This window comes from Aeromonas sp. QDB14, assembly GCF_027707845.1.
Lineage (GTDB): Bacteria > Pseudomonadota > Gammaproteobacteria > Enterobacterales > Aeromonadaceae > Aeromonas > Aeromonas caviae.
The window spans coordinates 51,100-76,014 of the sequence record NZ_JAPCJD010000002.1 but is presented as its reverse complement, the minus strand read 5'-3'; the positions used below and the strand labels follow the sequence as shown (position 1 = coordinate 76,014).

The window sequence follows — 24,915 nt, the reverse complement described above, 5'->3', positions numbered from 1 at the left end:
GGCCGACCAGCGGCCCCCTGCCCGTCACAGACACACAAGCAGCAACAAGGGTCCTCTTCATGAAAGCCTTATTCCTTACTCTCGGCCTGCTCACCCTGCCCCTCGCCAGCCAGGCGGCGGACAGCTTCTTCAAACAGCTGACACTCCCCTCCGGCCAGGTGGTGACCGTCAGCGAAGGGCGCGGCGAGCCCGCCTCCACCGGCAGCTACGACGTGCGCCTCTACTCCGGTACCAACCCCCAGTTTCCGCTGGATCAGTTCATCGACGGCAAGGTGCTGCCGCGCGATGGCAGCATCAAGGAAATCAAGCTGCTGGATCTCAACGGCGACAAGCAGCCTGAAGTCATCGTCGTGGTGGAGAGCGCCGGCAGCGGCAGCTACCTGAGCGCTGACGCCCTCACCATCAATCCCCAGGAGGGGGTGGAGAGCTTCAACCACGTGGAGGGACTGGCCCCCAGTGACGATGTGATTGAGGCCCTCAAGACTCCCCGCGACTGACCCCCCACGCCCCGTATCACGGGGCGTTTTTTACCCCGCGCCTCCCGATGCGGTGCTCACGGCCCCCCACAGGGCGAAATGGTTATCCAAGCGTGTCCGATGTTCTCGGCTCGCCTGTTCGGCACATTCAAGTGCTCTTGCCTGCATACCATCGCGCTGCGATAGCGGGTTCGAGCAAAGCCGACTCCCTTCCATACCGAGACCTTTCTCGACTCTGCCGTTGTCGCCAGCGCTCCTGATGACAGGGATTTCATATCCCGCGATTTAAGAGAGCAAGAGCATGACAACCCTGAAGAGTACCCATTCCCTGCAGATGAGTGCGGGGCACCTTCCCTTATTTGATCACCTCGAACTCGGCATTCGCGCAGGCGACCGACTCGGCCTGATTGGCGCCAACGGCTGCGGCAAGAGCACATTGCTCGCGCTGCTGGCGGGCGAGCGCACGCCCCAGGCCGGCCGGGTCGTGCAGGCCGCCGCCTGCCGCTGCGAGTTCGTGGCCCAGCAACTGCCCGCCGGGCTTTCCACCCTCAGCACCCGCGCCGTGCTGCTGGATGCCCTGGGCAACGACCCCGCCGCCGAATGGCAGGTGGACAAGCTGCTGGCCGAACTGCAGCTGGAGGCCCAGGCCACGTTGCCGGTCAGTGCACTGAGCGGTGGCCAGCACAGCCGGCTGCAGATAGGCCGCGCCCTGCTGCGCCAACCCAACCTGCTACTGCTCGATGAGCCCAGCAACCACCTGGACTTGCCCGCCCTGCTCTGGCTCGAGCAGTTTCTGCTGGGCTGGCGCGGCGCCTTCGTGCTGGTTTCCCACGACGGTCGCCTGCTGGACAGCGTCACGGATCAGACCCTGATCCTGCGAGACGGCCAGTTGCACCGCTTCGCCCTGCCCTGCAGCCAGGCGCGGGCGGCGCTGGCTGCCGAGGATGAGCAGGCCCGCCTGCGCCGGGCCGACGAGCAAAAGGAGATAGACCGCCTGAGCGCCAGCAGCAAACGCCTCGCCATCTGGGGGCGGGAGCATGACAATGAGAAGCTGGTGCGCCAGGCCAAGTCCATGGAAAAACGCATCGCCCGCCTGCAGGAGGAGCAGAGCCAGGTGGCGGCGCTGGCCCCCTGGCGGCTCGAGCTGCGCGGAGTGAGCCTGCCCGCCGACACCCTGCTGCGACTGGAGGCCCTCGACGTATCGCCGGCACCGGCACTGCCGCCGCTGCTGCGTGCCGAGGGGCTCTGGCTGCGAGCGGGGGACAGGGTCGCCCTGCTCGGTGCCAACGGCACCGGCAAGTCCTCCCTGCTGCGCCAGTGCTGGCGCGAACTGACCATGCAGAGTCCGCAGGCGGGCTGGTACTGCCACCCCGGCGCGAGCATCGCCTATTACGATCAGTCCCTGCAGCAGCTGGCTGACGATACCACCCTGAGCGACGCGCTGTACCCCCTGGCCCCTCTGCCTGAGGTGACGCGGCGACAGGCGCTGATCCGGGCGGGCTTCCCCTATGTCCGCCACGGCCAGCAGGTGCACACCCTGAGCGGGGGCGAGCGGGCACGGCTGCTGTTTCTCGCCCTGTCCCTCGGCAGCCACCACATGCTCTGGCTCGACGAACCCACCAATCACCTGGATCTGGCGGGTAAGGAGGAGCTGGCCGATGCCATTGCGGCCTTCCCCGGGGGCGTGCTGCTGGTCTCCCACGACCGGGAGCTGATCGAGCGCAGTTGCAACCGCTTCTGGCTGATACAGGACGGGCGCATCCAGGAGGCTCACAGCGCCGAGCGGGCCTATGCCGAGCTGCTGGGCGATGCCCCCTTGCCGCAGGCGGGCAGCCCGGCTCGATCAGGTGACCCGCAGACCGCGGCCGCCACGGGGGATGACGAAGAGGCGCTACTGGCGCGCTGGTATGAGCTCGATGCCCTGCTCGCCGCCGATCTGGCCCGCAAGCCCAGGCACCAGACCCCGCGCCTGCAGCAGCAGTGGCGTGACGAGCTGACGCGCCTGGCCGAGCGGCTCGGGTTTGCCTGACGCCAGCCCGGATCATCCATCTCTTGTTACGCAACACACGCGGCCAGCCACGGCTGGCCGCAAGGAGTCATCATGACATCAGCACCACCCCACATCAGGCTGGATCCCGTCACCGACACCGACCTGCCTCACATCTATCGCGGCCTCTCCGATCCCCGGGTCGTCGCCTACTACGGCGTCAGCTACGACAGCCTGGCGGCATGCCGGGCACAGATGGATTGGTATGCCGAGCTGACCCGCACCGGCCGTGGCGCCTGGCACCTCATTCGCGACCGGCACACGGGCGAACCGCTGGGGGCCATCGGCTACAACGATGCCGACCCGACTCACCGGTGTGCCGAGCTGGGCTACTGGCTCTATCCCGAACACTGGGGCAAGGGGGTGATGAGCGTGGCGCTGCGGCTGTGGCTACCGCTCACTTACCGCACCACCGACCTGCACCGCCTTATGGCAGTGGTGGAGGAGCCCAATCACCCCTCCGCCTGCCTGCTGGAGCGGGCCGGTTTTCACTACGAGGGCACCGCGCGGGAGTGCGAGCGCAAGGGGGATGGCTTCATCTCCCTGCGCCACTACGCCATCTTGCGCAGCGACCTGCCCGCCAGCCTGTGACCAGCAACAAAAAGCCCCGCACTGCGGGGCTTTTTTTCGGGAGTTACTTGATGGCGCAGACACCCTCATCGGACGCCGAGCGGCGGCGTCTGCGCCGCCACAGGGAGAAGCCGCCATACCCCAGGCTCAGCACGACGGCATAGAGCACCTGGGTGGCGAGGGCCAGCAGCACCAGGGCACAGAGCAGCACGCTGAGGCCCGCCAGCCCCTTGCCGGTCCCCGACAACAAGCGCCAGCCCGCCGCCATGCAGAGCAGATAGACCAGCACGAAGTTGCCGTTGGCGTAGCGGATCAGCGCATCGAGGGGCAGACGCAGCCAGAGGATCAGGGTGATGGAGACGAAACAGATGGCGAGCACCCAGGCAAGGGCATGCAGGGGAGCGCCCCGGGCCGAGAGGCGAGAGAGGGAGACCGGCAGTTTGCCCTCCCGCGCCATGCTCCAGATAAGGCGCGCAAAACCTTGCAGGTAGATGTTGATGCTGGCGAAGCAGGAGAGATAGCCCAGCACCGCCACCAGCCACTTGGCGGTGGGGCCGAACAGCAGGGAGAGCAGGGCCGGAATGGCGGTGGCATTGGTCGCCTCGTCCCCGTAGAGGTCATATTTGAGCACCACCAGCGAGTGCACCCAGTAGATGAGCCCCGCCAGCAGCACGCCCCCCAGCAGTGCAAGGGGGTAGTCCCGCTCTGGCCGCTTGAACTCCTCTCCCATATGGGCGAAGGCCTCGAGCCCCACGAAACACCAGAACATCACCGCCAGCGCCGAGCCCATGGCGGGCCATTCGCTCGCCGTTGGCAGAGGCTGGGCGGCATCGCGCCAGCTGAGATCCCCCTTGACCCAGATAAGCAGGGTGAGCCCGAGAATGGCCAGGGCGATCAGCAGTTGCAGGTTGCCGGAGGAGCGCGCTCCCCGCAGCCCCAGCAGAAAGACCCCGAGCAGGGTGAGCAGCTGGATGCCCCAGAGGGTCCACTCCCCCATGTCGAACAGGGCGTGCCAGAAACCGGCGGCGATGGTGAGGGCGGCAGGCAGGCCCACCGGCAGCACCGCCAGAAAGAGGAAAGCGGAGAAGCGCTCGGCACCGTTGCCAAAGGCGAGGCCAATCAGATGGGGGGCGCCCCCCGCGTGGGGATAACGCCGCCCGAGGCGGGCGAAGGTAAAGGCGATGGGCAGCACCAGGGCAATCAGCAGCAACCAGGCCCACAGCGACGCCCCTCCCGCCAGCGAGGCGGCGGTGGCCGGTACCACGAAGATCCCGGTACCGAGCAGGGAGGTGGCGAGCAGCCCCATCCCCTGCCAGAGCCCGAGATCCTTTTTCAACCCAGACATATCCTGTTGTCCCGTCTAGAAAAACATCCCGCCATGTTAGGCCGCCATCACCGCTTTGTTAAGCATTTGTGCCCATAAAAAAACCGCTCCGGGGGGCGGCTTTCTCACAGGGATGAACGCTGTCATCAGGCAATCAGCTTGTAGATGATGCCAGACATGGCGATGAGGCCGATGAGGGTGACGAAGCCGTTGCTGAGGTTGCCGGCATATTTGCGCATGGCCGGTACCTTGGCGATGGCGTACATCGGCATCAGGAAGAGCAGCATGGCGATGATGGGGCCGCCCAGATCTTCGATCATGCCGAGGATGCTCGGGTTGATGGTGGCCACGGCCCAGGTGGTCAGGATCATGAAGACCGCGGTCACCTTGTTCAGCTGCTTGACGTCGACGTTCTTGCCCTTCTCGCGCAGGGACTTGGCCATCAGGCCGTTCATGCCCTCTTGCGCACCCAGGTAGTGACCCAGGAAGGACTTGCTGATGGCAACCATGGCGATGAGCGGTGCCACGGTGGCGATCACCGGGTTGTCGAAGTGGTTGGCCAGGTAGGAGAGGATGGAGATGTTCTGCTCCTTGGCCGCCGCCAGGTCAGCCGGGGAGAGGCTCAGCACGCAGCTGAACACGAAGAACATTACCGTCATCACCATCATGACGTGGGCGCCCAGCAGGATGTTGCTGCACTTCTTCTCGGCGTTGGCGCCGTAGCGGCCTTTGTTGTCCACCGCGAAGGAGGAGATGATCGGGGAGTGGTTGAAGGAGAACACCATCACCGGGATGGCCAGCCACAGGGTCTTGATGAAGTCGCCGTTGAAGGCCTCACCCAGCGCAGGGGCTTCGGTGATGATGGCACCGTTCCAGTGCGGGATCAGGTAGACCGCCAGGCCCATCAGGGTGACCACGAACGGGAAGACCAGCACGCTCATCGCCTTGACGATGACCTGGCCGCCCAGGCGAACGATCGCCATCAGACCCAGGATCAGCACCAGGGAGAGGATGGCACGGGGAGGTGCCGTCATGCCCAGCTGGTGCACCATCAGGCTCTCGACGGTGTTGGTGATGGCCACGGAGTACATCAGCAGGATGGGGTAGATGGCGAAGAAGTAGAGCAGGGTGATGAACTTGCCTGCGGTCTTGCCGAAGTGCTCTTCCACCACCTCGGTGATGTCGCCGTCACGGGTGGAGCCGGACAGCACGAAGCGGGTCAGGCCACGGTGGGCGAAGAAGGTCAGCGGCAGGGCCAGGATCAGCATGGCGACCAGCGGCCACAGGCCACCGACACCGGCATTGATCGGCAGGAAGAGGACACCGGCGCCGATGGCGGTACCGTACAGACCCAGCATCCAGACCACGTCGGCCTTGTTGATGCCACGGGAGGAGGCTTTGCTCAAGCTGCCTTCAACTGCAATGTTCATGTCAGACATAGGGGTGTTCCTGTCATCAAGGAAAGTGGGATCTTAACTTGTCAGTGGGCCTGGGCCCGGTTCCTTTCCCTGGAACTCCAGCTATTCGTCCTGTTTGTTCCTCCGCCCCGGCCATCCGGTCGCCACTCCCTGTGGCAACCTGATTGCAACAAACACGGGCGGGGAGTCGTAATACAGAGGGGATCGTGCTCGCTCGTTAACAACGGGATAACGCTCACCTCATCCGATGAGATGACTCTAGTTAAAAGGCACTATTAATCACATCGTTTTTTTGAATTAATCAACCAAAGTTTGATTGTAATCGCCTTTCCGTCGCTTCAGATCACACTTGAATCGCCATATTGCGATTTTTTTTTAACATATAAACTTTTTGGTGTGATCCACCTCACCTTGAGGCGCGCAACAATTTTGTCACAACCCCCTCATTGCCCCCCGATTGTCTCCCGTCGCCCCATGGCGTACCCTTTGTGTCCGCCCCTTTTCTGCGTACCGACCATGACCCTCTCCCGCACCGATCTCGCCGAGCTGGCCGTGTTTGCCGCCGTCGCCCGTCACCGCAGTTTCAGCAAGGCCGCCCTCGAGCTCGGGGTCTCCGCCTCGGCCCTGAGTCATGCCCTCAAAGGGCTGGAGAGTCGCCTGGCCGTCAGGCTGCTCAATCGCAGCACCCGGGCCGTGGTGCCGACCGAGGCGGGCGAACGGCTGCTGGCCCAGGTACTGCCGACCCTGGGGCAACTGGAGGCGGCGCTGGCGGAGCTGACGCGCCACGCGGGCGAGCCCGTGGGCAGGCTCAGGCTCTGTGCCCCCCGAGCCGCCATCCAGGAGGTGCTGGCCCCGGTGCTCATCGACTATCTGGTGCGCTACCCGCGCATGCAGGTGGAGGTGGAGGAGCTGGAGCTGATGCCCCGCCTCATCGAGGATGGCTACGACGCCGCCCTCTTCTACGGCGACCTGCTGCCCCAGGAGATGATCTCGGTTCCCCTGGGCCCGCAGCAGCGCTATCTGGTGGTGGGCTCCCCCGACTATCTGGCACGGCGTGGCACCCCTCGCCACCCCTCGGATCTGCGCCAGCACGACTGCATCGGCTACCGGCTCACGCCCCATCACCACTATCGCTGGGCCTTTGCCGCCGAGGGGGAACTGCTTGAGATCGAAGTGACGGGCCCGCTCACCACCAGCACGCCCGCGCTCTACCTGGGGGCGGCCGAGGCGGGGCTCGGGCTCGCCTACTGCCATGAAGGGGAGGTGTTCGACGCCCTGGCATCGGGGCGGCTGGTGAGCGTGCTGGATGACTGGAGCCCTAGCTTTGCCGGGTTCAACCTCTTCTATCCGAGCCGGCAACAGCTGGGGCAAGGGCTGCGAGCCCTGATCGACATGCTGAAGGAGTATCACAGGATCCGTTGATTGATGAGTTGTATTCAGTAATACATCAAATAATAGCCTGATTATCAATTAAACCATAAGAAACTAGACTGTCTGCTCGATTCCGGCCCTTTTCCCGAGTACAGATATGTCCGCCTACTTCCGCCTGCGTCAACGGGCCATGGCCCGCCGTTTCTGGGGCTATGCCCTCCCCTCCGTCATGGCCATGCTGGTCTCCGGCGCCTACTACCTGGTGGACGGCATCTTCGTCGGCCACTACGTGGGGGCCGCCGGCCTTGCCGGCATCAACCTGGTCTATCCGGTCATCATGGTGCTCATCGGCCTCGCCGCCATGATCGCCATGGGGGCCGCCACCGCCATCTCCTTCCAGCAGGGCGCCAGGAACCTCGCTCTGGCCCGCCAGGCTCTGGTCAGCGCCCTCTGGCTGCTGCTGATCCTGGGCACGGTAGCGCCGCTGCTGCTGCACCACTGGCACACCGATATCCTGCAGGCCCTGGGAATGGCCCCCGGCACCGACACCTGGCAGCAGGCCAGCGACTACCTCACCTGGATTGGCGGTGGCACCCTGCTGCTCGCCAGCAACCTGGCGGTGCCCTACCTGCTTCGCAACGACGGCCGCCCTCGCCTCGCCATGGTACTGGTGAGCGGCGGCGCCCTCCTCAACATCCTGCTCAACTACATCATGGTGGGCCGGCTGGGGCTCGGCCTCACCGGCACGGCCCAGGCCACCCTCCTCTCGGAGGCCATGGTCAGCCTGCTCGGCCTGGGGTACTTCTTCACCCGCCACGCCCGGTTGCGGCTGACCTGGTGCCAGCTGGTGCCACGCTTCCCGGCCATGCCCGGCCTGCTCTTCACCGGGCTGCCGAGCCTCATCGCCCAGTTCAATCTGGGGCTGCTGTTGCTGCTGCACAACAGCCAGCTGATGGTGCACGGCACGGTCAAGGATCTGGCGGGCTTCACCGTGGCGGGGTACACGGAGGCGGTCTTCATCGTCATCCTGCAGGGACTGGCGTTTGGCATCCAGCCCCTGGTGAGCCAGGCAGCGGGAGCCGGGCGCCATCGCGACCTCCAGTTCCTGATGGCGATGGGGCTCAAGATCACCCTGGTCTATGGCCTGGGGGTCTGGCTGATTGTCCAGCTGCTGCCGCAGCCGGTCGCCATGCTCTACACCGGTGATCAGGACGCAGAGCTGCTCGCCGCCGCCATCAGCAGCCTGACCCTCAACCTCGCTGCCCTGCCCCTGGAGGGGATCGTCATGTTCGGCATCGTGCTGTTGCAGGCCATGGCCCGCACCCGCCAGGCCCTCGTCATCTCCGTGGCCAAGACGGTGCTGCTGCTGCCCCTCATCTTCCTGCTGCCCCTCTGGTGGGGGCGCGACGGAGTCTTGATGGCACAGCCCGCCACCGTGCTGCTGCTGACGCCCCCCCTGTGCTGGCTGCTGTGGCGGGAGTGGCGGGCCCTGAGCCCTGCCGGAGGGCGTACTTCCGTCCGTATGCAACGGGCGCTGACCGCCCCCTGAGGCCCGCCCCGGCGCCCACCCACAAACGTCGCCCATAAAAAAAGTCCCCGCATGCGGGGACTTTTTATTGGAAACGGCAGATCAGCAGTAGCCGTAACCCAGCAGACGCTGGTAGCGCTGCTCCAGCAGCTGCTCGCTGTCGAGGGGGCGCAGGGCATCCAGATCCTGCTTGATGCGCGCTTTCAGGTGCTTGGCCATCTTCTCCACGTCGCGGTGGGCACCGCCGAGGGGCTCCTCGACGATGTTGTCGATGAGCTTCAGCTCCTTCAGGCGCTGGGCGGTGATGCCCATGGCATCCGCCGCCACTGAGGCCTTCTCGGCGCTCTTCCACAGGATGGAGGCGCACCCTTCCGGGGAGATGACGGAGTAGGTGGAGTACTGCAGCATGTTGACCCGATCGCCGACGCCGATGGCGAGAGCGCCGCCGGAACCGCCTTCACCGATCACGGTGCAGACCACCGGCACGGTCAGGCCGGCCATGACTTTCAGGTTGCGGGCGATGGCTTCGGACTGGCCACGTTCCTCGGCACCCACGCCGGGGTAGGCACCCGGGGTGTCGATGAAGGTGATGATCGGCATCTTGAAGCGCTCGGCCATCTCCATCAGGCGCAGGGCCTTGCGGTACCCTTCCGGACGCGGCATGCCGAAGTTGCGCTTGATCTTCTCCTTGGTCTCGCGCCCCTTCTGGTGACCGATGATCATCACGGGCTCGCCGTCGAGACGGGCGATGCCGCCGACGATGGCCTTGTCATCGGCATAGGCGCGATCCCCGGCCAGCTCGTCGAAATCGGTGAAGATCTGCTCGATGTAGTCGAGGGTGTAGGGGCGCTGGGGATGACGTGCCATCTGGGATACCTGCCAGGCACCCAGATCGCCGAAGATCTTCTTGGTCAGCTCTTCGTTTTTCTTCTCCAGCCGGCGAATGTCTTCGCTGAGATCCACGGCACTGTTGTGCTCGCTCACATGGCGCAGTTCATCGATCTGTGCCTGCAACTCGGCGATCGGCTGTTCAAAATCCAGAAAAAGACTCATAGGGACAATAGATCCTCTAATCAAAAACCAATTCAACCCGCTCTCGTCCAAGCAGGACTCGCAAGTCATCTATCAGTTGATCGGTGGGCGTCACCCGCCACTCGGTACCGAGCGTCAATCGCACCCGGGAACCGGGGCGACGATAGTTTACCTGAACCGGACAGACTCCGGCACGGGCGGGCTCCAAAATCTCGCACAAACGCGGGAAAAAGCGCTCGTCAATGCGTTGTTCATCGAGGGAGATGCGGATTGCCCTGGCAAAACGCTCCCTCGCATCGTTGATATCCAGCAACTCGCGGGCCGACATTTTAAGGCCACCGGAGAAGTCATCAAAGCTGACCTGTCCAGAAACCACTAAAATACGGTCTTTTTGCATCAATTCTTCGTATTTTTCCAGCGCTTCACTGAAAAGGGTCACATCCAGACGGCCGGATCTGTCGTCCAGGGTGAAGATCCCCATCTTGTTGCCGCGCTTGGTCACCATGCTGCGCGCCGCAATCACCAACCCCGCCGCCGTGGTCACCGTATCCCGGGAGGTGGGATGCAGATCGCACAGTCGGCCCGAGGTGTAGCGCCGCAGCTCGCTGCTGTACTGGTTGATGGGGTGACCGGTGAGGTAGAGCCCGAGGGTCTCGCGCTCCCCTTCCAGCCACACCTTGTCGGGCCAGTGCGGCACGTTGGCGAACGCCTTCTTGACGTCGTCGATCTCCTCCGTGAGCACGCCGAACATGTCGACCTGCCCCACCGCCTGGGCCTTGGCGTGCTGCTCGGCGGCGCGCATCGCCTCCTCCAGGGTCGCCATCAGGGCGGCGCGGTGGGGGCCGAGCCTGTCCATGGCGCCGGAGAGGATGAGCTTCTCCATCACCCGTTTGTTGAGCTTCTTGATGTCGACCCGGTTGCAGAAATCGAACAGGTCGCGGAATGGACCGTCCCGATCCCGCGCGTCCAGGATCGCCTCGATCGGCCCTTCCCCTACCCCCTTCACCGCGCCGATGCCGTAGACGATGTGGCCGTCCTCGTTGACGCTGAAGCGGTAGCGGCCGGTGTTGACGTCCGGCGGGATCACGGTCAGCCCCATGCGCTGACACTCGTCCACCAGGGTCACTATCTTGTCGGTGTTGTCCATGTCCGCGGTCATCACCGCCGCCATGAACTCCGCCGGGAAGTGGGTCTTGAGCCAGAGGGTCTGGTAAGAGACCAGCGCATAGGCAGCGGAGTGGGACTTGTTGAAGCCGTAGCCCGCAAACTTCTCCACCAGATCGAAGATCTTCATCGCCAGTTCGCCGTCGACGCCGTTCTTGACCGCCCCCTCCTCGAAGCCCGCCCGCTGCTTGGCCATCTCTTCGGGTTTTTTCTTGCCCATGGCCCGGCGCAGCATGTCCGCGCCACCCAGGGTATACCCCGCCAGGGTCTGGGCGATCTGCATCACCTGCTCCTGGTAGAGGATGATGCCGTAGGTGGGCTCGAGTATGGGTTTGAGGCTTTCGTGCTGCCACTTCTCGTCCGGGTAGGAGATGGCCTCCTTGCCGTGTTTGCGCTCGATGAAGTTGTCCACCATGCCCGACTGGAGCGGGCCCGGGCGGAACAGGGCCACCAGCGCGATCATGTCTTCGAAGCAGTCGGGCTGCAGCCGCTTGATGAGATCCTTCATGCCGCGGGATTCGAGCTGGAACACCGCCGTGGTCTCGAAGCGCTGCAAGAGGGCGAACGACTTCTTGTCGTCGATGGGGATGGCGGCGATGTCCACCGGCGGCTTGCCCTCTTTGGCAAGACGGGGGTTTATCATGCCAAGGGCCCAATCGATGATGGTGAGGGTGCGCAGCCCCAGGAAGTCGAACTTCACCAGGCCCGCGTACTCCACGTCGTTCTTGTCGAACTGGGTGACCGGGTGATGCCCTTCGTCGTCGCAATAGAGCGGCGCGAAGTCGGTGATCTTGGTGGGCGCGATCACCACGCCACCGGCGTGCTTGCCGGCGTTGCGCACCACCCCTTCCAGGCGGCGGGCCATGTCGATGAGGTCCTTGACCTCCTCGTCTTGCTCGTAGAGCTCCGGCAACTTGGGCTCGGCTTCGAACGCCTTGGCCAGGGTCATGCCGGGGTCGGGCGGGATCAGCTTGGATATGCGATCGACAAAGCCGTAGGCGTGGCCCAGCACCCGGCCCACGTCCCGTACCACCGCCTTGGCCGCCATGCTGCCGAAGGTGATGATCTGGGATACCGCCTCCCGGCCATACATCTCGGAGACGTGATCGATCACCTCGTCGCGCCTGTCCATGCAGAAGTCGACGTCGAAGTCGGGCATGGAGACCCGCTCGGGGTTCAGGAAACGTTCGAACAGCAGGTCAAATTCCAGCGGATCCAGGTCGGTGATCTTGAGGGCATAGGCCACCAGCGACCCCGCCCCCGAGCCCCGGCCCGGACCGACGGGGATGCCGTTGTCCTTGGACCACTGGATAAACTCCATCACGATGAGGAAGTAACCCGGGAAGCCCATCTGGTTGATCACTTTGAGCTCGATGTCGAGACGCTCGTCATACTCGGGACGGCGCTCGGCCCGCACCGCCGGATCCGGGAACAGGAATTCGAGCCGCTCCTCCAGCCCTTCCTTCGATTTCATGACCAGGAAGTCTTCGGTGGTCATGTCACCGGTGGGGAAGTTGGGCAGGAAATACTCGCCGAGGCGCACCGTCACGTTGCAGCGCTTGGCGATCTCCACCGTGTTTTCCAGGGCTTCCGGGATGTCGGCAAACAGCTCCGCCATCTCCTCCTGACTGCGCAGGTACTGCTGGGGGCTGTAGCGGCGCGGTCGGCGCTTGTCCATCAGGGTGTAGCCGTCGTGGATGGCGACCCGGATCTCGTGGGCATCGAAGTCATCGGCGGTGAGGAACACCACCTCGTTGGTGGCCACGACCGGCAGTTCGAACTCGGTGGCAATGGCCACCGCCATGTGCAGGTAGACCTCCTCGTCCGGGCGGCCGGTACGCAGCAGCTCCAGGTAGTAGGCATCCGGGAAGTGGGTCTGGTAGAAGGCGAGGCAATGCTCCACCATCTGGCGGTTGCCCTTGAGCAGGAACTTGCCCACATCCCCCTCGCGACCGCCGGAGAGGACGATCACCCCCTTGGCATGTTCGCCAAGCCAGGCCTTGTCGATGACCGGACGCCCCTGCACATGACCGCGCTGATAGCCGCGGGAGATGAGCAGGGTGATGTTCTGGTAGCCGTCGTTGTCCATGGCGAGCAGGGTGAGGCGAAACTGCTCGTCCCCAAGCTCGTCGCTCTGCACCCAGAAATCCGCCCCGACCAGGGGCTTGATCCCCTTGCCGTGGGCAGAGCCGTAGAAGCGCACCAGGCCGCACATGTTCATCTGGTCGGTCAGGGCCAGGGCCGGCATGTTGTTGGCGGCGGCAGCGGAGACGATGGGACCGATCTTCTGCAGGCCGTCGACCATGGAGAAGTCGGAGTGCACCCTCAGGTGGATGAAACGGGGATCAGCCATGGTCACGCCCTCTCATTGCGCAAGCAGAAATCGTTCAGACAGATCGGCATCGGTTATTCGATCCCCAGGGCGCGGCGCACCGGCTTGAAGCTCTGCCGGTATTCGGGCAGCGGGCCCCGTTCGGCCAGAATGGCGAGGTGCTCCGCCGTCGGGTAGCCCTTGTGGCGGGCGAAACCGTACTCGGGATGGCGGCTGTCCAGCTCGGTCATCTCGGCGTCCCGGGTCACCTTGGCGAGGATGGAGGCGGCGCTGATGGCGGCCACCAGGCTGTCACCCTTGACCACGGCGCGGGCCTCCATCGGCAATCTGGGGCAGCGGTTGCCGTCGATGAAGACCAACTCGGGCGTCACCTTGAGCCCCGCCACGGCGCGCTGCATCGCCAGCATGGTGGCGTGCAGGATGTTGAGCTCGTCGATTTCCGCCGGGCTGGCGCGGCCGATGGCATAGGCCAGCGCCTTCTCTTTGATCTCGCCAAACAGGGCGAGCCGCTTCTTCTCGGAGAGCTTCTTGGAGTCGGCGAGGCCAAGGATGGGATTGGCAGGATCCAGGATCACCGCGGCGGTGACCACGTCACCCACCAGGGGGCCGCGACCCACCTCGTCCACTCCGGCAATCAGCTTGTCTTCGGGAATATCGATCGTCATCTCATAGCCTTGAATCAAAACCGGCCCCGCAGGGCCAGTATCAGCACAACATCACGCCTGACACACAGGCAGAGCCCACTAGCGTTCCAGCAGCGCGGCAACCGCTTCCGCTGCCTGCACATCCGCATTGCAGCGGATCTTCTCGTGCAACCGGGTGAAGGTGGCGATGAGCTCGCTGTTGTCATGGTCCAGCAGCTTGCTCACCTCTTCCACCAGGTTGGCCGGGGTGCACTCGTGCTGGATGAGCTCGGGCACCAGCATCTTGTCCGCCAGCAGGTTCGGCAGGGAGACATAATCCGTCTTCACCAGCCACTGGGCCAGCAAGTAGCTGAAGGGTTTGAGCTTGTAACCCACCACCATGGGCTTTTTCACCAGCATGGCCTCGAGGGCCGCGGTGCCGGAGGCGAGCATCACCACGTCGGCGGCAATCATGGCCTCGCGGCCCTGACCGTCCAGCAGCACCATGTCGAGCTCCGGGGCCACCTCAGCCTTGATGGCGAGGAACTGCTCGCGCCGTTTCTGGTTGACCAGAGGCACGATGAAACCGAGATCCGGGTTGTGCACCGTCAGGTGCTTGCACGCCTCGAGGAAGACCGGCGCCATGAAGCCCACTTCCGCCGTGCGACTCCCCGGCAGTACCGCCAGCCAGCGACGGGCGGGATCGATGCCGAGGGCCTCGCGCACCGCCCCTTGATCCGGCACCAGCGGAATGTCGTCCGCCATGGTGTGGCCGACGAAGCGACAGGGGGCATCGAAACGGTCGTAGAAGGCTTTCTCGAACGGCAGGAAGGCGAGCACCATGTCGGTGGCCGCCTTGATCTTGTGAATGCGGCCCTGACGCCAGGCCCAGACGGAGGGGCTGACATAGTGGACCGTCTTGATACCGGCGCGGCGCAGTTTCAGCTCCACCCCGATATTGAAATCCGGTGCATCCACACCGACGAAGATGTCGGGGGGATTGGCGATGAAGTGGCGCAGCAGTTCGCGGCGCACCTGGAGGATGCGGGGCAGACGGCCCAGCACCTCGGTGATGCCCATGACGGAGAGCTCCTCCATCTCGAACAGCGCCTTCACGCCGAGAGCCTGCATCCGCGGCCCGGCGATCCCTTCGAACTGCGCATCCGGGTAGCGGGCTTGCAGTTCGCGCACCAGCCCTGCGGCCAGGATGTCGCCGGAGGTCTCTCCGGCGACGATGCCGATGCGAATGGGATCAGGCACGGATGATCCCGCGCTCGTTGTCCTTGAGGAAATCCACATAGAGCTGGATGGCCGGTTCGCTCTGGGCCATCTCGCTCAGCACGGGCAACACCTCTTCAATGGTCTTGCCGGAGCGGAAGATCTCCTTGTAGGCGCGCTTGACGGCAGAGATCGCCTCGGCGCTGAAGCCACGACGACGCAGGCCTTCGGAGTTGACCCCGAACGGCTTGGCGTAGTTGCCGGCGGCCATCACGTAGGGCGGCACGTCCTTGTTCAGGGCAGCGCAGCCGCCGACGAAGGCGTGGGAGCCGACGCGGCCGAACTGGTGAATGGCAGACAGACCGCCGAAGATCACGAAGTCACCGATGTGCACATGGCCCGCCAGGGTGGCGTTGTTGGCGAAGATGCAGTTGTCACCGATGATGCAGTCGTGGGCCACGTGAACGTTGACCATGAACAGGTTGCCGCTACCCACCTTGGTCAGGCTCTGGTCCTGGGTGGTGCCGCGGTGCACGGTGCAGTTCTCGCGAAACACGTTGTTGTCGCCGATCTCGAGGAAGGTGCGCTCACCGGCGTACTTCTTGTCCTGGCAATCCTCACCGATGGAGGTGTGCTGGAAGATCTTGTTGCCGCGACCGATCTTGGTCGGGCCCTTGATCACCACGTGGGAGCTCACCCAGGTGTTGTCACCGATTTCCACCTCGGCACCGATGACGGTGAAGGGGCCGATTTCAACCCCTTTGCCGATGACGGCAGACTCATGGACGATGGCGGTGTCGTGGATGATGGCAGTCTGATCGATCACGGTTATACCTCGCGCTTGGCGCACATCAGTTCGGCAGTACAGACCACTTCACCGTCGACGGTGGCGACACCGGTGAACTTGGCGATGCCGCGACGCTCCTTCAGGAACTCCACATCCAGCACCAGCTGATCGCCGGGTCCCACCGGGCGCTTGAAGCGGGCATTGTCGATGGAGGCAAAGTAATAAAGCTCGTTGGGTGACGGCTTGCCCACCATGGTGAAGGCCAGGATACCGGTGGCCTGGGCCATGGCTTCCAGGATCAGCACGCCGGGGAAGACCGGCTTGGCCGGGAAGTGGCCCTGGAAGATCGGCTCGTTGAACGAGACGTTCTTGATGGCGCGCAGGGTCTTGCGCTCATCGCTGATCTCGTAGTTTTCCACCTTGTCCACCATCAGGAACGGATAACGGTGGGGCAGCAGATCCATGATTTCCTGGATGCCCAGGCTCTTCTTTTCAGTAGTCAAAACAGTACCCTATACCAATCGTGATTATTCTTGATCCAGCTTTTTCTCAAGCTTGCTCAACCGCTTGTGCATCTCTTCGATACGCATCACCCGGGCGGCGGTCTTGCGCCACTCTTTATTGGTTTGCAGGGGGATGCCGGAAGAGTAGATACCGGGCTCGGTGATGGGACGCATCACCATGGCCATGCCGGTGACGGTGGCCTGGTCGCAGATCTCCATGTGCCCGTTAAAGACGGAGGCACCACCAATGATACAGTATTTGCCGACCTTGAGACTACCGGCCATCACGGTGGAGCCCGCCACGGCAGTGCCGTAGCCGATCTCGACGTTGTGGGCGATCTGGCACTGGTTGTCGATGATGACGTTGTCAGCGATGCGGGTATCTTCCAGCGCACCGCGGTCGATGGTGGTGCAGGCACCGATCTCGACCCGGTTGCCAATGGTCACGCCACCGAGCTGGGGGATCTTGATCCACTCGCCGCGCTCGTTGGCATAACCGAAACCGTCTGCCCCGATCACGGTGCCGGCCTGTACCAGACAGTCCGTGCCCAGGGTCACGTTGTGATAGAGGGTGACGTTGGCCCACAACCGGGAGCGCGCTCCCAGTCGGGTATCCTTGCCAACGAAACAGCCCGGGCCGATGCGCACATCGTCACCCAGCACGACGCCGGATTCGATCACCGCATTGGCACCGATGGCCACTCTCTCGCCCAGTTGCACGTCCGCCGCGATGACGGCGCTCGGATGGATATCCATGGCCGGCTGCGGGGTGGTGTCCAGCAGTTGGGCAACCCGTGCAAAGCCCACGTAGGGGTCCTTGAGCACCAGGGCGTTGGTGGGGCAAAACGGCAGGTCTGCCTCGGTGATGAGCACGGCCGTGGCCTTGCTCTGCTCCAGAAAATGCCGGTATTTCTTGTTGGACAGGAAGGCTATCTCCCCCTCCCCGGCTTTTTCCAGTGTCGCGACCTTGCGAATTTCCCGGGTCCCATCCCCATGGACCTCGGCCCCCAGTTGCTGGGCCAGCTGTGCGAGAGTGAATGCCATCAATTAGTTGCTCTTGCTAACCTGAGAAATAACCTGGCCGGAGATGTCCAGCTTGCTGGCTGCATAAGGGGCGGCGTTGCGCTCCAGCACCAGATCGTAGCCATTGCTCTTGGCGATGGCGTCGATGGCAGCCTGCACCTTGGTCAGGATCTTGTTGCGCTCTTCGGACTGACGGCGACCGTTGTCCTGTTCAAACGCCTGACGCTTCTGGTTGAATTCCATCTGCAGCTTGGCCAGCTTCTCCTGGCTCTGCTTCTTCTGCTCGGCGCTCATGAAGGCTTCGTCCTTCTTGAACTTCTCGACCAGTGCCTGACCGTCAGACTCCAGCTTCTGCAGTTCACGCATGCGCGGCTCGAACTCGCCCTTCAGCTTCTTGGCAACGGCTTCACGCTGGGGCAGCTTTTGGAAGACTTCGCCCATGTCGACCACGGCAATCTTGGTCTCAGCGAAGGCAGAACCCATGCCGGCAGCCATCAGTGCAAAGCTCAAACCAGCTACTTTCAACGCTTTATTCACACTTACTCCTTGGTCCCTCGGTCGAGGGCTACCTGATTTACCTGATTGTGCAAGCGATCCACGAGATCGTCTTGTTACCTGGTGAGGCACGCAAACGCGCGACCCATCATGCTTCCCCCCGCCATGGCGGGGGGGCGTCCGCTCCCCTTAGAAGGTACGGCCGATGTTGAAGGAGAAGACTTCGGTGTCGTCCCCTTCGTATTTCTTGATTGGTCTTGCCAGCACGAACACCAGCGGGCCCATGGGAGAGAGCCACTGCAGCGACAGGCCGGTCGACATCCGGATGTTGCTCGGATCGGAGTAGTCCATCAGATAGTTGCAACCACTGAAGCAACGGTTCTGATACTGGCTGTAGTCGAAGTGGGTATCCCACACGGAACCGGCATCGATGAAGAAGCTGGTCCGCAGCTGGGGCTGATAGGTCTCGGAGGCAAAGGGCGTCGGCACGATCATTTCCAGCGAGGCCACCGCCAGGGCGTTGCCCCCGACCGAGCTGTCGGTGCCCTGGATGACGTCGTTGCCGCCCAGGTTATAGTAGTAGAGCGCCTTCGGACCCACGGTGTTGCTCTTGAAGCCACGCAGGGTGTCGAAGCCGCCGGCGTAGTAGTTCTCGAAGAACGGCAGGACGTGCTCGTAGTCGCCATTGCTGCCGTAGCCGTCGCCGTAGGAGGCGCGGGCCTTGGCCAGCATGACCCACTTGTGGTCGGCATCAAACGGGAAGTAGTGAGCATCTTCGGCGTTGAGCTTGAAGTACTGCAGATCCATGCCGGGCACCGTCACCTTGGCGTTCACCCGCTGGCGATCACCGGAGGTCGGGAACTGACCCTTGTTGAGGGTGGAGCGGGTCCAGCCGGCGGTGACGTCCACGGTGTTGAACACCATGCGGTTGTCGCCATCCAGATTGCCGCTGTAGACCTTCCAGAACTCGTCCACCTGTACATAGGGGTTGGGCTGGGAGAGCTTGTTGTTCTCGTAGCCCAGGCTGAAGTCGAGACGGTTGTTCTCGTTGACCGGGAAGCCGCTGGAGAGACGGAAACCGACGGTGGTGTTCTCGTAGTCCACGATGTTGGCGTCGGCCGCACTGAACTTGTTGTAGTAGAGACGGCCGCCCAGGCTCACCCCGTCCACGGTGAAGTAGGGGTCGTTATAGCTCAGGTCGACGCTCTTGGAGTAGTCGTTGGTGCTGGCGTTGATGCCGATCTTCTTGCCGGTCCCCATGAAGTTGTCCTGCTGCAGACCCGCCTGCAGGCTCAGACCCGACTCGGTGCCGTAGCCGATACCGGCGTTGATGGACCCCGCCGGCTGCTCCTTGACCTTGAAGTCCAGATCGACCTGGTCATCGCTGCCCGGCACCCGCTTGGTGTCCACTTCCGCGGTCTCGAAGAAGCCGAGGCGGTTTAGACGGGTCTTGGACTGCTCGACGTTGTCGGAGGAGAGCCAGGTGCCCTCCATCTGGCGCATCTCGCGACGCAGCACTTCGTCCTTGGTGGTGACGTTGCCGCTGAAGTTGATGTTGCGCACATAGACCCGGGGACCCGGCTCCACGTTGACGATGAGCTCCACTTCCTTGGTCTGGTCGTTGATCTGGGGGAAGGTGACCACTTTCGGATAGGCGTAGCCGTAACGGCCGAGGAACTTGGAGAGCACCTCTTCGGTATGGGTTACCTGGCTGGCGGAGTAGACGCTGCCCGCCTCGATGGGGATGAGGCCCTTCATCTCGCCGCCGCGGTCGATGAGGTCACCCTTGAGCTGGATGCCGGAAACCTTGTACTGCTCCCCTTCCTTGACGTTGAGGGTGACATAGACCCCTTTCTTGTCCGGGGTCATGGAGACCTGGGTGGACTCCTGGGTGAAGCGGATGTAGCCGCGGTCCATGTAATAGGAGCGCAGCACTTCGATGTCACCGGCCAGCTTCTGCTTCTGGTAGCGCTGATCGCCGGTGAAGTTCCACCAGGGCACGTCGTCCTTGAGGGAGAGCTGGGCCAGCAGCTTCTCTTCCGGGAAGACGTTGTTGCCGACGATGTTGATCTGCTGGATCTTGGCCGCTTCCCCTTCCACGAAGGTGAACTTGAGGTCGACCCGGTTGCGCGGCAGCGGGGTGACGATGGCCTTGACCTTGGCGGAGTACTTGCCCACGCCGTAGTAGAAATCTTCCAGCCCTTTCTCGAGGGAGCTCAGCACGGTGCGATCCAGCGGATCACCCACGCGGATCCCGGAGGATTCCAGGCTCTGGGTCAGTTGCTCTTCCTTGATGTCCTTGTTGCCGGAGAACTCGATGCTGGAGATGGTCGGGCGCTCCTTGACCACCACTTGCAGCACCTGACCGTCGCGATAGACCTTGACGTCCTCGAAGTTGCCGGAGGCATAGAGCTTCTTGATGGCGTTCGCCAGGGATACGGAGTCAACGGAATCACCGACCCGCACCGGCAGATTCAACAGGGCGGCACCCAGGGTCACCCGCTGCAGGCCCTCGACCTGAATGTCTTGCACCACAAAAGAGGCCGGGGCAGCCTGAGCCAGGAAGCTGGCCCCCAGCAGGCAACTCAACACCAATGCTTTTTTAACAGCCATTTTGTTCTTATGTGTCCTTGTTGATGCTCTGGCCTCAGAGGCGAGCGAAATCATTAAACAGCGCAATGCCCATCAGTAACATCAGAATGGCGGCGCCTATCCTGAACCCAACTTCCTGAATTTTTTCCGATACCGGCTTGCCGGTGATCGCCTCGATGAGGAAATAGACCAGATGGCCACCATCGAGCACCGGCAGGGGGAACAGGTTGATGATCCCCAAATTGACGCTGATGAGCGCCAGGAATCCGAGGAAATAGACCAACCCGTAATCGGCGCTGCTGCCGGCCCCCTTGGCGATGGAGATGGGGCCGCTCAGGTTGTCCAAAGAGACGATGCCACCGATCAGCTTGCCTATCATGTCGAAGGTCAGGGTGATCAGGCTCCAGGTCTTCTGGACCCCATGCCACAGGGCTTGCAAAGGCCCATACTGTAACAGAGTTCGATACTCATCCGGTAATGGAACCAGTTGCGGCGACAAGCCCACAAAACCGACCAGCTGGCCCTTCACTTTCTTCCCGTCCGGGGTCAGGGTCAGGGTCATCTCGCTGCCCCGGCGCTCCACCGTCACCTGCAGCGGCTGCGCCGGTGACTGCTGGACACGCTCGACAAACTGGGCCCATTCGGTGATGGCCTCTCCATCGACCCCCTTGATGCGATCCCCTATCTGAAGGCCAGCCTTCTCGCTCGCGCTCGACGGCACCACGGCCTCCACCACGGGCAGCACCTTGCCACCGAGGGGCACTATCCCGAGGCTCCCGATGGGGGACTCTTTGTCGGGGTCGAATTTCCAGCCTGCCAGCTGCAGGGTCTTGTCCACTGCATAGCTGGTGTTGGCCGCCTTGAGCTTGAGCTGCACCGAGTCATCACCAAGGTGGCTGATGAGGGCATAGGTGACGCTCTCCCAGTCACCGGTCTCCTCGCCGCCGACGCCGACGATCTCCATGCCTGGCAGGATGCCGGCCTCTGCCACGATGGAGGCAGGACGCACCTCGCCCACCACGGGTTTGACGCTCGGCACCCCTATGATGAACATCAGCCAGAAGGCGAACAGGGCGAACACGAAGTTCGCCATGGGGCCGGCCGCGACGATGGCCATCCGGGCCCAGACGCTCTTGTGGTTGAAGGCCTGCGCCTCCTCCCCCGGCTTGAGTTCGTCGACCCGGCCATCCAGCATCTTGACGTAGCCGCCAAGGGGGATCAGGGCCAGCACGTATTCGGTGCCATCCTTGCCAAGGCGACGCCAGATGGCCTTGCCAAAGCCGATGGAGAAGCGCTCCACCTTGACGCCGCAACGACGAGCCACCCAGAAGTGGCCAAATTCATGCACCGCCACCAGCAGCCCGAGGGCCACGATGAAGGCGCCGATATTCCACAGAAGCCCGCCCATCAGCCGCGTACCTCGCGGTCATGTCCAGTCCTGCGCTCGAGAGCATGGAGAGGGGCTGGCTGCCACCACAGTCCGTTCATACGGCAAGCTCCTTTATCAGTTGCTGGGCACGGGCTCGGGCCGTACCGTCCAGGGCGATGAGATCCGCCAGAGAGCCAGCGGCACTGCTGCCCAGCTCGGCCATGACGGATTCGTTGACTCTGGCAATATCCATAAATCCGATCCGCTCTGCAAGAAAAGCCGCGACGGCCTCCTCGTTGGCGGCATTGAGGGAGGTGGTCGCCCCCTGCCCCTGCTGGCACGCCCTCATGGCCAGCGCCAGACAGGGATAGCGCTCATAGTCGGGCCGGATAAAGCTGAACTCTCCGACACTGAAGAAATCCAAAGGTTCCACACCGGACTCGATCCGTTCCGGATAGGCCAGAGCGTGGGCAATGGGAGTACACATGTCCGGGTTGCCGAGCTGGGCCAGCACGGAGCCATCCTTGTACTGCACCATGGAGTGAATGACGGACTGGGGGTGGATCACCACCTGGATCTGCTCGGGGGCCGCATTGAACAGCCAGCGCGCCTCGATGTACTCCAGCCCCTTGTTCATCATGGTGGCGGAGTCCACCGAGATCTTGGCCCCCATGGACCAGTTGGGATGGGCAATGGCTTGCGCCGGGGTGACATGGTGCAGTTCACCCACATCGGCATAGCGGAAAGGTCCGCCGGAGCCGGTCAGCAGGATCTTGCTGATCCCCGCCCCGGCCAGATCGCAGAAACCGGGCTGGCGCTGCACGTCGACCGGCAGGCATTGGAAGATGGCGTTGTGTTCGCTGTCGATGGGCAGCAGCTCGGCACCGTGCTCGCGCACCGCCTCCATGAAGAAGGCGCCGGACATCACCAGCGCTTCCTTGTTGGCCAGCAGAATGCGCTTGCCGGCGCGCACGGCAGCCATGGTGGGTGCCAGACCCGCCGCACCGACAATGGCCGCCATCACGCTGTGGGCATCGGGGTGAGCAGCCACGTCGCACAGGGCTGCCTGACCGGACAACACCCGGGTGGTGCTGCCGTGGGCCTTGAGCCGACCCGCCAGCTCGCTGGCGGCGCCTTCGTCCACCATGACGGCGAACCGGGGGGAGAATTCGAGACAGTCGCGCAGCATGGCGTCCACGCTGCGGGCAGCGGTCAGCGCCAGCACCTGCCAGCGCCCGGGGTTGTGGCGCAGTACCTTGATGGTGCTCTGACCGATGGAGCCTGACGCTCCCAGGATCACCAGGTTTTGCATCAAGACTCCTGATTGGGTAACAGACTGATGGAGCGGGACGCTCCCGGGATCATCAGTGCGCGAAACATCAAAACTCCGGACCGAGCAACAGGTAGCTGAGCAGGAAGACGGGCAGCGCCGCCGTCAGGCTGTCGATGCGATCGAGAATGCCCCCATGGCCCGGCAACAGGGTGCCGGAATCCTTGATGCCGGCTTCCCGCTTGAACATGCTCTCGGCCAGATCGCCGAGCACGGAGGCCAGCACCGCCAGGAGGGAACAGAGCAGCACGGTGCCCATCTTGGCAGGCACGAAGCCCATGAACCAGGTCACGCCGATGGCCAGCAGGCTGGCGGTAAAGAGGCCACCCAGCATGCCTTCGATGGTTTTACCCGGGCTCACGGCCGGCGCCAGCTTGTGTTTGCCGAACGCCTTGCCGAAAAAATACGCGCCAGAATCTGCCGCCCAGACCAGCCCCATCACGAACAGCAGGATCCAGGCCCCCATCATGGGGTCGTGGTAGAAGTTGTAGCCGCGAATGGCCACCAGGGACCAGAAGAAGGGAACCAGGGTCACCAGACCGAACAGGGATTTGAGCCAGATGGATTCACGCCACAACTTGGCGCTCTGCGGGTAGCGCAGCACCAGCAGCAGCCCCAGCAGCCACCAGCTGACCGCGGTCCAGAGCACGCCCATCACCAGTGGGTGCAGTTGAGGGATCCAGAGCTGCTCTACCGGCACCCAGAACAGGCTGGCCCCCAGCAGCAGACAGAACACCACCGACAGCCATTGCTGCGGCTGGGCGGTCACGAAGGCGCTCCACTCGCGGCTGGCCAGCAGAAAGACCAGGGCGGCGAGCAGGGCAAAGAATTTCAATGGCAGGAAAAACAGCGCCCCCAACACCAGGGGCACTAACAGTAATGCGGTAATAATTCGTTGTTTTAGCAAAAGAAACCTCTCTCTTGGGAGCGGGGTTTAGCCGGTCTGTTGCGCGGCGATCAATTCCCGGATCTGTTCACCCGTACACCCGAAGCGACGCTCGCGAGCAACGAAGGAGGCAACTGCCCCACTGAACTCGGCCTCGTCAAAATCGGGCCACAGGACCGGGGTAAAATAGAGTTCGGCATAGGCGAGCTGCCACAGGACAAAGTTGCTGATGCGATGATCCCCGCCAGTGCGGATCAACAGATCCACGGGGGGCAGATCAGCCATGCAGACATGACGACCCAATGCCGCCTCATCGACCGCCTCGGCATCGAGTTCACCCGCCGCCACGGCCCGTGCCAGGGTCCGGGCCGCCTGGGCGATGTCCCACTGACCGCCATAGTTGGCGGCGATATTGAGGGTCAATCCCTGATTGTTGGCGGTCAGGGCCTCGGCCTTGGCGATTTTGGCCTGCAGCCGCTCGCTGAAGCGGACAGTGTCGCCAATCACCCGAAGGCGAATGCCGTTGCTGTGCAACTTGCTCACCTCGCGACCCAGCACCGTCATGAACAATTCCATCAGGGCGTTGACTTCCCCTTCCGGACGGCGCCAGTTCTCGCTGGAAAACGCAAACAGGGTCAGCGCCTCCATCTTGGCACGGGCGGCAAAGGCCACGGCCTCACGCACGGATTTCACGCCCGCCTTGTGCCCGGAAACCCGCATCTTGCCGCGGTTCTGGGCCCAGCGACCATTGCCATCCATGATGATGGCGACGTGACGGGGCAAGGACGAGCTGGCGCTATCGCCTAGCGCTGCCAAAAGCGACATTC

General features: G+C 63.2%; 20 protein-coding genes. 5 read left to right on the top strand and 15 right to left on the bottom strand.

Annotated features, from left to right (window positions below):
• Positions 1-59 precede the first annotated feature (59 nt).
• From PG887_RS01165 to PG887_RS01155, 3 genes are all read left to right on the top strand, one after another.
• Positions 60-497, top strand: a complete 438-nt coding sequence (locus tag PG887_RS01165; RefSeq protein ID WP_270821029.1) for a PliI family lysozyme inhibitor of I-type lysozyme — start codon at positions 60-62, stop codon at positions 495-497.
• 280 nt (positions 498-777) lie between these two features.
• Positions 778-2,505: an ABC-F family ATP-binding cassette domain-containing protein gene (locus tag PG887_RS01160; protein WP_104454576.1), complete on the top strand. Its 1,728-nt coding sequence runs from the start codon at positions 778-780 to the stop codon at positions 2,503-2,505.
• A gap of 72 nt (positions 2,506-2,577) precedes the next feature.
• Complete coding sequence (locus PG887_RS01155) at positions 2,578-3,114, top strand: GNAT family N-acetyltransferase (protein ID WP_270821028.1); 537 nt, start codon at positions 2,578-2,580, stop codon at positions 3,112-3,114.
• A 43-nt stretch (positions 3,115-3,157) separates the two neighbouring features.
• Here PG887_RS01155 and yjeH read toward each other — a convergent pair whose 3' ends face one another.
• The gene (gene yjeH, locus PG887_RS01150) at positions 3,158-4,438 is read right to left on the bottom strand and encodes an L-methionine/branched-chain amino acid transporter (RefSeq protein WP_042015548.1); all 1,281 of its coding nucleotides are present in this window, start codon (positions 4,436-4,438) and stop codon (positions 3,158-3,160) included.
• A 125-nt stretch (positions 4,439-4,563) separates the two neighbouring features.
• Positions 4,564-5,856, bottom strand: a complete 1,293-nt coding sequence (locus PG887_RS01145; protein ID WP_039039437.1) for an HAAAP family serine/threonine permease — start codon at positions 5,854-5,856, stop codon at positions 4,564-4,566.
• Between the two features lie 495 nt (positions 5,857-6,351).
• On the opposite strand from PG887_RS01145, the gene PG887_RS01140 reads away from it, so the two are divergent.
• The gene (locus tag PG887_RS01140) at positions 6,352-7,257 is read left to right on the top strand and encodes a LysR family transcriptional regulator (protein ID WP_270821027.1); all 906 of its coding nucleotides are present in this window, start codon (positions 6,352-6,354) and stop codon (positions 7,255-7,257) included.
• Positions 7,258-7,363: 106 nt separating this feature from the next.
• A complete protein-coding gene (locus PG887_RS01135; protein ID WP_270821026.1) occupies positions 7,364-8,755 on the top strand; it encodes an MATE family efflux transporter in 1,392 nt (463 codons plus the stop codon).
• An 81-nt stretch (positions 8,756-8,836) separates the two neighbouring features.
• On the opposite strand, the gene accA is transcribed toward PG887_RS01135, so the two are convergent.
• From accA to uppS, 13 genes are all read right to left on the bottom strand, one after another.
• Positions 8,837-9,787: an acetyl-CoA carboxylase carboxyl transferase subunit alpha gene (gene accA, locus PG887_RS01130; protein ID WP_010673419.1), complete on the bottom strand. Its 951-nt coding sequence runs from the start codon at positions 9,785-9,787 to the stop codon at positions 8,837-8,839.
• Between the two features lie 16 nt (positions 9,788-9,803).
• Positions 9,804-13,283: a DNA polymerase III subunit alpha gene (gene dnaE / locus PG887_RS01125; protein ID WP_039039451.1), complete on the bottom strand. Its 3,480-nt coding sequence runs from the start codon at positions 13,281-13,283 to the stop codon at positions 9,804-9,806.
• 53 nt (positions 13,284-13,336) lie between these two features.
• Positions 13,337-13,927 (bottom strand): ribonuclease HII, encoded by a 591-nt coding sequence (gene rnhB, locus PG887_RS01120; RefSeq protein WP_039039433.1) that lies wholly within the window; start codon positions 13,925-13,927, stop codon positions 13,337-13,339.
• A gap of 78 nt (positions 13,928-14,005) precedes the next feature.
• Positions 14,006-15,145 (bottom strand): lipid-A-disaccharide synthase, encoded by a 1,140-nt coding sequence (gene lpxB / locus PG887_RS01115; protein ID WP_039039432.1) that lies wholly within the window; start codon positions 15,143-15,145, stop codon positions 14,006-14,008.
• The gene (gene lpxA / locus PG887_RS01110) at positions 15,138-15,929 is read right to left on the bottom strand and encodes an acyl-ACP--UDP-N-acetylglucosamine O-acyltransferase (RefSeq protein WP_010673415.1); all 792 of its coding nucleotides are present in this window, start codon (positions 15,927-15,929) and stop codon (positions 15,138-15,140) included. Before lpxA ends, lpxB begins: the two co-directional genes overlap by 8 nt.
• Before the next feature lie 2 nt (positions 15,930-15,931).
• Entirely contained in the window at positions 15,932-16,393 is a 462-nt protein-coding gene (gene fabZ / locus PG887_RS01105; protein WP_010673414.1) for a 3-hydroxyacyl-ACP dehydratase FabZ, read from the bottom strand.
• 24 nt (positions 16,394-16,417) lie between these two features.
• Positions 16,418-17,437, bottom strand: a complete 1,020-nt coding sequence (lpxD, locus tag PG887_RS01100) for a UDP-3-O-(3-hydroxymyristoyl)glucosamine N-acyltransferase (RefSeq protein ID WP_039039449.1) — start codon at positions 17,435-17,437, stop codon at positions 16,418-16,420.
• 3 nt (positions 17,438-17,440) lie between these two features.
• Positions 17,441-17,953 (bottom strand): OmpH family outer membrane protein, encoded by a 513-nt coding sequence (locus tag PG887_RS01095; protein WP_029313943.1) that lies wholly within the window; start codon positions 17,951-17,953, stop codon positions 17,441-17,443.
• Positions 17,954-18,100: 147 nt separating this feature from the next.
• On the bottom strand, positions 18,101-20,524 hold the full coding sequence (bamA, locus tag PG887_RS01090) for an outer membrane protein assembly factor BamA (RefSeq protein WP_182935961.1): 2,424 nt from the start codon (positions 20,522-20,524) through the stop codon (positions 18,101-18,103).
• 34 nt (positions 20,525-20,558) lie between these two features.
• Entirely contained in the window at positions 20,559-21,911 is a 1,353-nt protein-coding gene (gene rseP / locus PG887_RS01085) for a sigma E protease regulator RseP (RefSeq protein WP_270821025.1), read from the bottom strand.
• 76 nt (positions 21,912-21,987) lie between these two features.
• Positions 21,988-23,184, bottom strand: coding sequence for a 1-deoxy-D-xylulose-5-phosphate reductoisomerase (gene ispC, locus PG887_RS01080; protein ID WP_270821024.1), 1,197 nt, complete (start codon positions 23,182-23,184; stop codon positions 21,988-21,990).
• A gap of 67 nt (positions 23,185-23,251) precedes the next feature.
• Positions 23,252-24,109: a phosphatidate cytidylyltransferase gene (locus PG887_RS01075; protein ID WP_270821023.1), complete on the bottom strand. Its 858-nt coding sequence runs from the start codon at positions 24,107-24,109 to the stop codon at positions 23,252-23,254.
• Between the two features lie 27 nt (positions 24,110-24,136).
• Positions 24,137-24,913 carry a polyprenyl diphosphate synthase gene (gene uppS, locus PG887_RS01070; RefSeq protein ID WP_270821022.1) on the bottom strand — a complete coding sequence of 259 codons (777 nt, stop codon included), beginning with the start codon at positions 24,911-24,913 and terminating at the stop codon, positions 24,137-24,139.
• Positions 24,914-24,915 lie beyond the last annotated feature (2 nt).

What these genes read in the sequence shown, in the direction of transcription:
- bamA (WP_182935961.1), bottom strand. Translation starts at nt 20,524, where the DNA reads ATGGCTGTTAAAAAAGCATTGGTGTTGAGTTGCCTGCTGGGGGCCAGC.
- PG887_RS01145 (WP_039039437.1), bottom strand. Translation starts at nt 5,856, where the DNA reads ATGTCTGACATGAACATTGCAGTTGAAGGCAGCTTGAGCAAAGCCTCC.
- rseP (WP_270821025.1), bottom strand. Translation starts at nt 21,911, where the DNA reads ATGGGCGGGCTTCTGTGGAATATCGGCGCCTTCATCGTGGCCCTCGGG.
- PG887_RS01165 (WP_270821029.1), top strand. Translation starts at nt 60, where the DNA reads ATGAAAGCCTTATTCCTTACTCTCGGCCTGCTCACCCTGCCCCTCGCC.
- lpxD (WP_039039449.1), bottom strand. Translation starts at nt 17,437, where the DNA reads ATGGCATTCACTCTCGCACAGCTGGCCCAGCAACTGGGGGCCGAGGTC.
- dnaE (WP_039039451.1), bottom strand. Translation starts at nt 13,283, where the DNA reads ATGGCTGATCCCCGTTTCATCCACCTGAGGGTGCACTCCGACTTCTCC.
- yjeH (WP_042015548.1), bottom strand. Translation starts at nt 4,438, where the DNA reads ATGTCTGGGTTGAAAAAGGATCTCGGGCTCTGGCAGGGGATGGGGCTG.
- PG887_RS01135 (WP_270821026.1), top strand. Translation starts at nt 7,364, where the DNA reads ATGTCCGCCTACTTCCGCCTGCGTCAACGGGCCATGGCCCGCCGTTTC.
- PG887_RS01155 (WP_270821028.1), top strand. Translation starts at nt 2,578, where the DNA reads ATGACATCAGCACCACCCCACATCAGGCTGGATCCCGTCACCGACACC.
- uppS (WP_270821022.1), bottom strand. Translation starts at nt 24,913, where the DNA reads ATGTCGCTTTTGGCAGCGCTAGGCGATAGCGCCAGCTCGTCCTTGCCC.
- PG887_RS01140 (WP_270821027.1), top strand. Translation starts at nt 6,352, where the DNA reads ATGACCCTCTCCCGCACCGATCTCGCCGAGCTGGCCGTGTTTGCCGCC.
- rnhB (WP_039039433.1), bottom strand. Translation starts at nt 13,927, where the DNA reads ATGACGATCGATATTCCCGAAGACAAGCTGATTGCCGGAGTGGACGAG.
- accA (WP_010673419.1), bottom strand. Translation starts at nt 9,787, where the DNA reads ATGAGTCTTTTTCTGGATTTTGAACAGCCGATCGCCGAGTTGCAGGCA.
- ispC (WP_270821024.1), bottom strand. Translation starts at nt 23,184, where the DNA reads ATGCAAAACCTGGTGATCCTGGGAGCGTCAGGCTCCATCGGTCAGAGC.
- PG887_RS01160 (WP_104454576.1), top strand. Translation starts at nt 778, where the DNA reads ATGACAACCCTGAAGAGTACCCATTCCCTGCAGATGAGTGCGGGGCAC.